This window comes from Microcoleus sp. F4-D5 (assembly GCF_036704885.1).
Classification (GTDB): Bacteria; Cyanobacteriota; Cyanobacteriia; order Cyanobacteriales; family Microcoleaceae; genus Microcoleus.
In genome coordinates this window covers 89,179-97,374 of the sequence record NZ_JAUBSX010000022.1, presented here as the reverse complement: position 1 = coordinate 97,374, position 8,196 = coordinate 89,179, and the positions used below count along the sequence as shown (strand labels likewise).

The 8,196-nt window shown below is 46.4% G+C and carries 8 protein-coding genes; 1 reads left to right on the top strand and 7 read right to left on the bottom strand.

Annotated elements, in window-relative coordinates:
• Window positions 1-170: 170 nt before the first annotated feature.
• Window positions 171-383 (bottom strand): helix-turn-helix domain-containing protein, encoded by a 213-nt coding sequence (locus tag QUA80_RS13105; protein WP_006631308.1) that lies wholly within the window; start codon window positions 381-383, stop codon window positions 171-173.
• A gap of 87 nt (window positions 384-470) precedes the next feature.
• Complete coding sequence (locus QUA80_RS13100; protein WP_006631307.1) at window positions 471-683, bottom strand: helix-turn-helix domain-containing protein; 213 nt, start codon at window positions 681-683, stop codon at window positions 471-473.
• A 181-nt stretch (window positions 684-864) separates the two neighbouring features.
• Between QUA80_RS13100 and QUA80_RS13095 the strand changes: the two genes are divergently transcribed.
• A complete protein-coding gene (locus QUA80_RS13095; RefSeq protein ID WP_333425071.1) occupies window positions 865-1,335 on the top strand; it encodes a hypothetical protein in 471 nt (156 codons plus the stop codon).
• A gap of 41 nt (window positions 1,336-1,376) precedes the next feature.
• Here the strand turns inward: QUA80_RS13095 and QUA80_RS13090 are convergent, their stop codons facing one another.
• From QUA80_RS13090 to QUA80_RS13070, 5 genes are all read right to left on the bottom strand, one after another.
• Window positions 1,377-1,583 (bottom strand): hypothetical protein, encoded by a 207-nt coding sequence (locus QUA80_RS13090; protein WP_333425069.1) that lies wholly within the window; start codon window positions 1,581-1,583, stop codon window positions 1,377-1,379.
• 309 nt (window positions 1,584-1,892) lie between these two features.
• Window positions 1,893-3,215, bottom strand: a complete 1,323-nt coding sequence (locus QUA80_RS13085) for a CO2 hydration protein (protein ID WP_333425067.1) — start codon at window positions 3,213-3,215, stop codon at window positions 1,893-1,895.
• A gap of 185 nt (window positions 3,216-3,400) precedes the next feature.
• Window positions 3,401-4,954 (bottom strand): NADH-quinone oxidoreductase subunit M, encoded by a 1,554-nt coding sequence (locus QUA80_RS13080; protein WP_333425065.1) that lies wholly within the window; start codon window positions 4,952-4,954, stop codon window positions 3,401-3,403.
• A gap of 110 nt (window positions 4,955-5,064) precedes the next feature.
• A complete protein-coding gene (locus QUA80_RS13075; protein ID WP_333425063.1) occupies window positions 5,065-5,781 on the bottom strand; it encodes a carbonic anhydrase in 717 nt (238 codons plus the stop codon).
• Window positions 5,782-5,884: 103 nt separating this feature from the next.
• Window positions 5,885-7,744 (bottom strand): NAD(P)H-quinone oxidoreductase subunit F, encoded by a 1,860-nt coding sequence (locus tag QUA80_RS13070; protein ID WP_333425061.1) that lies wholly within the window; start codon window positions 7,742-7,744, stop codon window positions 5,885-5,887.
• Window positions 7,745-8,196: the final 452 nt, after the last annotated feature.

Genomic DNA, 8,196 nt, shown 5'->3' with positions numbered 1-8,196 from the left:
GCTGTACCATACTCTGTGTCTTGGTTCTAGAATTTTTACCTTATTATAATACTGCCAGAGTGACAAAACAGGGTTAAGCTGAGCTTTTAGCTGCGATGCAAAGTGCTTAAGCGCGTCTTGACAAGACGCAACACAAGGGTTTATAGTGGAAATGTGGAAAGGCCGATCGCCTACTCCTCAATAATCTCCACCAAGTCCTCAATCATCACATCAAACGCCCGCGCTAACTTGTACAGGGCGGTAAAGTCAACCATTGATATTTCTGAACGACGAGCATAGCTGGTTATGGTGCTGTAGATCACGCCCGATCGCTCAGCCACCTCCTTGAATGTCCAGCCCCTCTCGGCCGCTAACTCTCGCACTTTTACTCTGACTAAACCCATGCTTGACAAATAATGCAGTTGCGTTTTAAGATAATTGCATCTGAAAAAGCGCTCGCCCCCTGTCTAGACAACTTAAGGAGGATCGCCCTATTCCTCCAAAACCTCAACCAAATCCTCAATCATCACATCAAAAGTGCGAGCTAACTTCCGCAGGCAAGTAAAGTCAACCATTGCCATTTCAGGACGACGAGCATAGCTTCGGACAGTGCTATAAATTACCCCGGAACGATCGGATACTTCCTTAAGCGTCCAGCCCTTCTCCGCCGCTAGTTCCCGAATTTTTAGCCTGACTAAACCCATGCTTGACAGTTGATGCAATTGCGTCGTAGAAGTTTATATGTAAAGAGCGATCGCCCCCCGGCCTGGAAAACTAAAGGGCGATCGTCTGTAAAACCTAATCTGGATAGATTATTTCTTTCTATCAAAAAGTGCATTTGCCATATCCAGAAGTCTACTAACCATATCCAGAGGTGTACTAGCCATGATATCAGAAACTCCGGCAAAATCGCGGACGATCGCAGAATCGAGAATAATTCACAAATCGTCAATCCTGCATCCGCTGGCGAGATTCGTTACCGAAGAAACAGTCGCACTCCTGTTCAATATCGCAGCAGACGAGATTTACCGCATCGAATGCTGTCGCTACATGGTTTACGTTCACGCCAAAGGCATCAGCCGCTTTGTCAGCTACGCCGATTTTCCCCCGATTTTAGAAGTAAAGCCGATCGCACCTCAAGATTTTGGCAGATGGTACAAACGCTGGAAAAGCAAGCAAGCACCAGCATTTTGGACTAAATTCTACACCCACAAGTTCAAAAAAGCTGTTTCAGTTGACAGATTGCTGGAGTGGGGCCAACTGGTAGCTAGTGTTAAATCGGTCATTTCTGGGGTCGCGCTGCAACAGCTACGAGATGTCTATGCCCACGAAAAAGATTTGATGGAGAAATTTTAAAGTGCGATCGGCTTAATCCTACTTGGACTTTCAATTAAATTTTAAAACACCTCATCTTCGATTCCCAGCCACCATTCCCCCAGATTCATTAAATCTTGTTGAATGTCGGCGAGTGCTGTAACATACTCTTCAGCAGAAATATCCGATCGCCTTTCTTGCAATTTTTTCAGCCGCAGTTGCACCAACAGCCAAGGTTTGGAAATCCCGTCAGTTGCTTCAATATATTTAGCTACGTCTTTGCTGTTCATAGTTATTGGTTATTAGTTATTAGTTATTAGTTATTAGTTATTTGTTTTCGTGATATCGTTTGCGGTTGTCTCCGAATGATTAAACTGCAGATAACGCAGAGAAATCAGAGGAAAATAAGACAGAGTTAAATGATTGCTATGCCAACTGCCTTAATATTATATCACATTATATCACTTTTGAAACTGATTTAAAAAACTCTGATTTTTCCCAGTCGGTTGAAACCGACTCGCAGCTATGAGCCAGGGGTTTAAACCCCTGGCTGACGGACTGGCGAACTTTTCAGCTAAGATGCCTCCCTTAAACATCCTTTACCTGTAATCCGAAGTCTGAATATTTTTGAGCTTCGCCGCATATTTCATGCCGTATTCCGGGCGGCAGAAGCGATCGATCTGAGCCTCAAAGAAAGCCCGATTTGCCTTCAAATGCTTTGGATTCGGGTCATCTAAGGGATACAAAAGAGCAGTCCGCAAAGCTTGAATTACCGCCGAAGTAACGCAGTACATCGATCGCTGGAATGTCACCCCAATTTGATTGAGGATATCATCTTCGCCGCGACAGCGCTGTTTGTAGAAATCCATCAAATAAGGCGGCAGGAAATGCAGCATATCTTGTGCTAGCAAAGTCGGCGGAACCCCCGCCGTACCTACCAGGAATTTGTCTGCATAAAGCACTCCGTAGTGGAAGTCTTTTTGGTCGTCAGGAACTTCCCTAGCTTGAGCGTTGTAAGATTTGGTTCCTCGGAACGGCGAAGTGCGGTAAAATATAGCTTCCACGTAAGGTAACGCTGCTTCGTAAAGCCAAGTGAAACCCTTAGATTTGGGGATGATTTCGTAGGTTTCACCGTCGATTTGAACGTGGTGGTAAATCGGACGACCGGCGATCGCAAATATGCCATTTACTAGGAAATCCATCGCCTGCGGGACTGTGGTAATTTTACCTTCGTCGTAAAGGTCGGACGCTTCAAAAAACACCGGTGCCATTACCTCCCAGAATAAACCGAGATTGCTGTAATAAGACATTTGGCGGCACTGTTCTAAAAACATTTCGGGAAATGCTTTGTGAAGTGCCAGCATGAACGGGTCTTTTTTGAAGTAAGCTTTAATTGCGCGATCGGCATTAGCCTTGTATTCGTCCGTGTCCAAATAAGGATCGAATTGATTGGTCTGCGGGTACAAGCGCCGGTGCCAAAGCATTGACCTCATGCACTCTTCCGCAAATTCCATGTTAATGCGATCGTGCCACAAATGGTGAAACAGCCGCGGCATTTTCCCAATTTCACCCTTCTTCATGAACTCCAAAAGTTCTGGGTGAGCACTTCCAGTCCCGCGCCAGATCCGCAAATCTGCACCGTCACCTGCATAGTGATTTTGTAAATCTAAATACTCTTGAGGTAAAAAGTATTTAAAGAAAGGAAGCGGGTGTAAAAATACCCGTTCGGCGATGTAAAGCAAATCCCGCCAGTAGAAATCCATCGGCACTGCGTAAGCTTTCCAGATAGCGATGATTTGCATCAGATTTTCCGGCGTATCTGGAATCATCGCTCCGCCTGCTTCTAGTCTGTGAATTACTTCAGCAAATTCGTGCTTGGAAGGAGGTAGTTTAGTTGCTGGTTTATTAGGGGTATGTACCATTGTTGTTTCCTTTGATTGAGTGAATCTCAATATTTTGAGATTTGGATTTTTTGCAAAAAGCTGCAATTATTTAACTGGTTCTCCGGCTTTGCTTGAGAACCGATATCCATGCCAGAACCGGAAAATTGAAGGCAGATCCTCGATATTTGCGTTACCAGGAAGAGCCTGGTAACGAGTAGATTCTCTTAGTCAGCGTCGGCGGATATCGTTGCTGTAGACGCGATTTCCATCGCCGAATGTTCAAGGGGATAGCTAATAGCTACTTGGGCATTTCTGTCAGCAGGCAAAGTAGCAACGATCGCATTTGTAGTAGATTCGCTCCACTTGAGCAGCCAAGCAGGTTGAATTCCCAAAACAAAAATGATGGCCGCCAAAACCAGCGCCGGCACATTTTCAGGAAACGTAACTGGAGGGTAGTAAGCCGTGGCGTTGTCCAATTTGCCAAAACAGGTGCGGTTGAGCAGAATCACAAAGTAAACTGCGGTTAAACCAGAAGCTAAAATGCAGAGTAAAGTGGGAATTGGAAAGATCGAGAAACTGCCTTGAAACACTAAAAATTCGGCAACAAAACCCACCAAACCCGGAATTCCAGCGCTTGCCATTCCGCCCAAAACTAACAGGGAACTGGCAGTGGGTAAACCCCGCATCGGGTTCATCAAACCGTTGAGCACGTCCAAATCTCGGGTGCCAACTTTGGTTTCGATGATGCCTACCAAATAAAACAGCAAAGCTAAAATTAAGCCGTGGCTTACCATTTGCCCGACAGCGCCGATTAACGCGAGTTTCGTACCTGCGGCGCAGGCAACGAGGATGTAACCCATATGTCCGATCGAACTATAGGCTACCATGCGCTTGATGTCTTTTTGGGCGATCGCGCTCAAAGCACCGTACATCACGCTCACTGTCCCGATAATCGCCAAACCGGGAGCGACAATTGACCAAGTTTCGGGAAACAACTGCAAGCAGAACCGCACTAAACCGTAAGTTCCCAACTTCGCCAAAATCCCTCCCAGCAGAATTGCTGTTGCTGGTGAAGCTTCGACGTAAGCATCAGGCAGCCAAGTATGCAGCGGCACTAAAGGAATTTTAATTCCCAACCCAATTAGCACAATTGTTAGCAGGATCAATTGCGTTCTCAAGGGCAATTCTTGAGTGTTAATCGCAGTGTAATCGAAATTTAAAGAGCCGCTCAGCCAAGCAACACCCAAAAATCCCGCTAAAACTAAAAATCCCGAAACAGCCGTGTAAATCAAAAACTTCATGGCAGCGTATTCTCGCTGCTTTCCACCCCAAATCGCAATCAACAGGTAAAAAGGAATTAATTCTAGTTCGTAAAACAGGACAAACAGCAGCAAATTTTGAGACATCAAAGCTCCGGCAATACCAGAATTGATCAGCAAAATCAAAGCATAGTAAAGCTGGGGTCGAGCCATCCCTTCGCCAGTGCCGTAAATGACTAATAGCGTCAGCAAAGCACTTAAAACCAACAGCGGCAAGGACAAGCCGTCAATGCCCAAGTTGTAGCTCAAACCTAATTGTGGAATCCAAGGCAAATATTCTTGAAATTGCAGTCCCGAATTGGCTGTATCGAATTGAGTCAACAGCCAAATATTCAAAAGTAAAACAGCAGCAGCAAAAGCCGAAGCTATTGAACGCAGACGCATCCCATTGATGTTTCCGGGCAAAAACCCGACTACCGCAGCGCCCAACGCGGGCAACCAGAGCAAGGCACTAAGCATAATGTGTCAAGAGTGAAGAGTAAAGAATCTATTTGGCAGGATCTTGTTGGTGATAATTTGAGAGTTTAGATATTACAATTTTCCCAAACTCTCAATCAAAAGTTGCATCGCTAATCAGAAAGAATAGAGACTCTTCCCGTGTCTAAATCGTAGTATGCACCAACAACTTTCAGTTTGTTCTCCGCAATTAACTTAGAGATAACTGGAGATGCTTTCAACCTCTTAGCTTGCACCACAACATTAGCTTTTGAGGCATTCTCTAGCCTGTCGCCCGCTTGGCTTTTTGAGCTTTCTACAGCAGGCTTAATTGCGTCGAGCAAACTGCCAATTTGACCGGGAACTTGAGTTCCTTGGATTGTTGCGTTTACGGCACCGCACCTTTTATGCCCGACTACCACAAGCACTTTTGCTCCCAGTAGCAGCGTGCCAAATTCCAGGCTGCCAATTTCTTCTGGAGTAGCAACATTTCCGGCCACGCGACACACAAATAAATCTCCCAATCCCTGATCGAAGATAATTTCGGAAGGAAAGCGGGAATCTGCACAGCCGAGAATAGCAGCAAAGGGTTTTTGAGCTATGGCAACTTCGAGGAGCCGGGGTAAGTCTTGGTTGGGACTTTTGCGTTTTTTGTCAACAAACCGCTGGTTTCCGTCCATTAACTGTTTCAAAGCTGCATCGGGAGTCAAGTCATTTTGAGCAATTACTGGTTCGGGTGCAGCCAAATCAGCGCCTGCTCGTGCTGCGAGTATTCCTGTACCAATGGCTCCGGCGACAAATTTGAGGGAATTGCGGCGGGAAAGATTGAATAGTCTATGATTTTGGTTCATTGATTGTGCCTTGTTTAACAAACTTTGAACTCTTTGTCCGAGAATTAATTTTTAAAAGATTTTAGATTTAAAAGCTCACCTAAAATCTTAAATTTAACTCTATTTACCCGCCCACAATCAGCGACAGACGAACTAGCAACGGCCAGCTTATTAGCAGTCCCAAAAGTGCAACTCCGAAAAGAATTGTTAGGGCATAAAACTGAGTTTGACCGTTAACGTTGTACCTGAGGCTTTGCGCGCCAAAAACGGTTGCAAAACCGATTAAGTTCGCGAATCCGTCAACAATGTTGCGATCGATCCAGGAGATGACTCGAGCAACTAAACCGACGGCAAATACCACTGTCACCCGGTAAAGTTGGGCGGTGTAAAAGTCGTAGGCAAAAAAGTCTTGCAGGGCTTGAGAACCGATTCGCACTGGTTTTTCCCATTTATCGTTCAGGTAAATAAACGCTCCGGCACCGATGCCGATCGCCGTTGACATAACTAGCAGTCCACTGGCGGTATAATTCAAACTCGCCCCAGGCAATAAATTCCACGCAGCCAGCAAGTGCGGAACGTGCAAAGTAAAGCCCATTAAAACAGTCATCGGCAAGATGAAAGGCCAGTGAACTTCTGGCGAACGTTCGGTCATTTGCTTTGGTTTGCCGCCAAAAACTAAACCGAAGACGCGCACCAAGCCAAAAGCAGTGACGCCGTTTACAAACAGCACGATTCCTAACAGCAAAGGCTGAGCTTCCGAAAGCCCGGATGTTAATTCTTCTAAACCCCAAAAACAGCCGAAAGGTGGCAGTCCCACCAATCCAGCGCTACCGACAATAAACGATATCGCCGATATCGGCCGCTTTCCCCACAAACCGCCGAGAGATCGGACATCCTGAGTGATGCTGTTCCAAACTACCGAACCGATGCTCATCACCAGCAAACCCATTGCCAAGCTGTACGCAAATATTAATGTCAGGGCTGTCTGGGCTTGTCCGGTGCCGACGGCGATAAATACTAAGCCCATGTAAGCGCTGACTATATAGGAAAGCGTGCGTTTGATGTCAATTTGGGCGATCGCAATTAATGAAGCACCCACCGCCGTCGCAGCGCCAACAATAATAGTTGTCGTCATCCCCATCGGCGACAAAGCAATCACCGGCTGCAACTTAATCAATATCCAAGCACCAGTTTCCACAACTACGGTGTTCCGCAAAATTGTCGCCGGCAGCGGGCCTTCCATCGCCTCATCCAGCCACAGGTGCAAGGGAAACTGAGCGCACTTACCCATCGGGCCGGCAATCAAAGCTAAAGTCAACAGCGTCGCTACAGTGGGGTCAAGCTTTGCAGTCTGGGCCCAAACAGCCAACTCGTTAAAATTCCAAGTTCCAGCCAGCGGCAGAATGGCAACTACCCCCATCAGCAGGAATAAGTCACCCACCCGCTTGGTTAAGAAAGCATCGCGAGCTCCTGTCACCACCAAAGACTGATTGAACCACAGCCCGACTAGCAGGTAAGTTCCCAGAGTCAGGATTTCCAAAATTATGTAGCTGAAGAACAGGGAATTGCACAACACCAAGCCGCACATCCCCGCTTCAAACAGCCCCATCAAGGAAAATAACCTAGCCCAGCCCCAGTCCATTTCCATGTAACCGAAAGCATAAATCTGCGCCAGCAAGTTCAGTCCGGTAATCAAAACAGTCGCCCCGACGGTGACAGCAGAGATTTCTACGGGAATGGTTAAGTCTAAACCTGCTACGTTCAGCCAGGGAATCAACTGGTGCCGGGCCGGTTGGTTCCAAATAGCTGTCAGGGCGACGGTGCCGTGTACGAAAGCGAACAAGGTTAATATGGCGTTTACATAACCGGACGGTCGGGGCCCGGTGCGGCGGGTAACTGCCGGAAACCACAGCATTGACAGAACTCCGCCGATAAGTGGATAGCAAGGTATAAACCAAACTGTCTGGAGTAAGATTTGAGCCATTGGCATTACCTGTAAAGGTTACAAAGATTTAAAAATCTGAGAATAATTCCGATGCGCTGACGACAGCAGTGGAAAGCCCAAAGGCAGAAGTAAAGAAAATTTGGGGGTTTGCCTCTGAGTTCGTTCCCGTCGTCAAACCGAGCGCTTCTGAATAGACTTATTAATTTTATATTAAGGATTACGTTAATTTTTCAGATTTCTAATTCAGCATATCTATATGCACCAATAAACTGCACTTATAGGTATTTAGACGCGGGGATTGTATACAAAAGAATCATTGATTCGATCGCACATCTTGCACTATTTTGAGGAACAGGCTTGCGGGCCTGTGCCACAACAGTTCAATTTTTTTTGTGGGGAGTAGGGGTCGGGCATCCTGCCTGCCCGTGAAAGGCTTATTTAGAACAGGCTTTCCGGCTTGTTCCACTCATAGTTCAATTTTTTTGTGGGTG

What these genes read in the sequence shown, in the direction of transcription:
- QUA80_RS13105 (WP_006631308.1), bottom strand. Translation starts at nt 383, where the DNA reads ATGGGTTTAGTCAGAGTAAAAGTGCGAGAGTTAGCGGCCGAGAGGGGC.
- QUA80_RS13100 (WP_006631307.1), bottom strand. Translation starts at nt 683, where the DNA reads ATGGGTTTAGTCAGGCTAAAAATTCGGGAACTAGCGGCGGAGAAGGGC.
- QUA80_RS13095 (WP_333425071.1), top strand. Translation starts at nt 865, where the DNA reads ATGATATCAGAAACTCCGGCAAAATCGCGGACGATCGCAGAATCGAGA.
- QUA80_RS13090 (WP_333425069.1), bottom strand. Translation starts at nt 1,583, where the DNA reads ATGAACAGCAAAGACGTAGCTAAATATATTGAAGCAACTGACGGGATT.
- QUA80_RS13085 (WP_333425067.1), bottom strand. Translation starts at nt 3,215, where the DNA reads ATGGTACATACCCCTAATAAACCAGCAACTAAACTACCTCCTTCCAAG.
- QUA80_RS13080 (WP_333425065.1), bottom strand. Translation starts at nt 4,954, where the DNA reads ATGCTTAGTGCCTTGCTCTGGTTGCCCGCGTTGGGCGCTGCGGTAGTC.
- QUA80_RS13075 (WP_333425063.1), bottom strand. Translation starts at nt 5,781, where the DNA reads ATGAACCAAAATCATAGACTATTCAATCTTTCCCGCCGCAATTCCCTC.
- QUA80_RS13070 (WP_333425061.1), bottom strand. Translation starts at nt 7,744, where the DNA reads ATGGCTCAAATCTTACTCCAGACAGTTTGGTTTATACCTTGCTATCCA.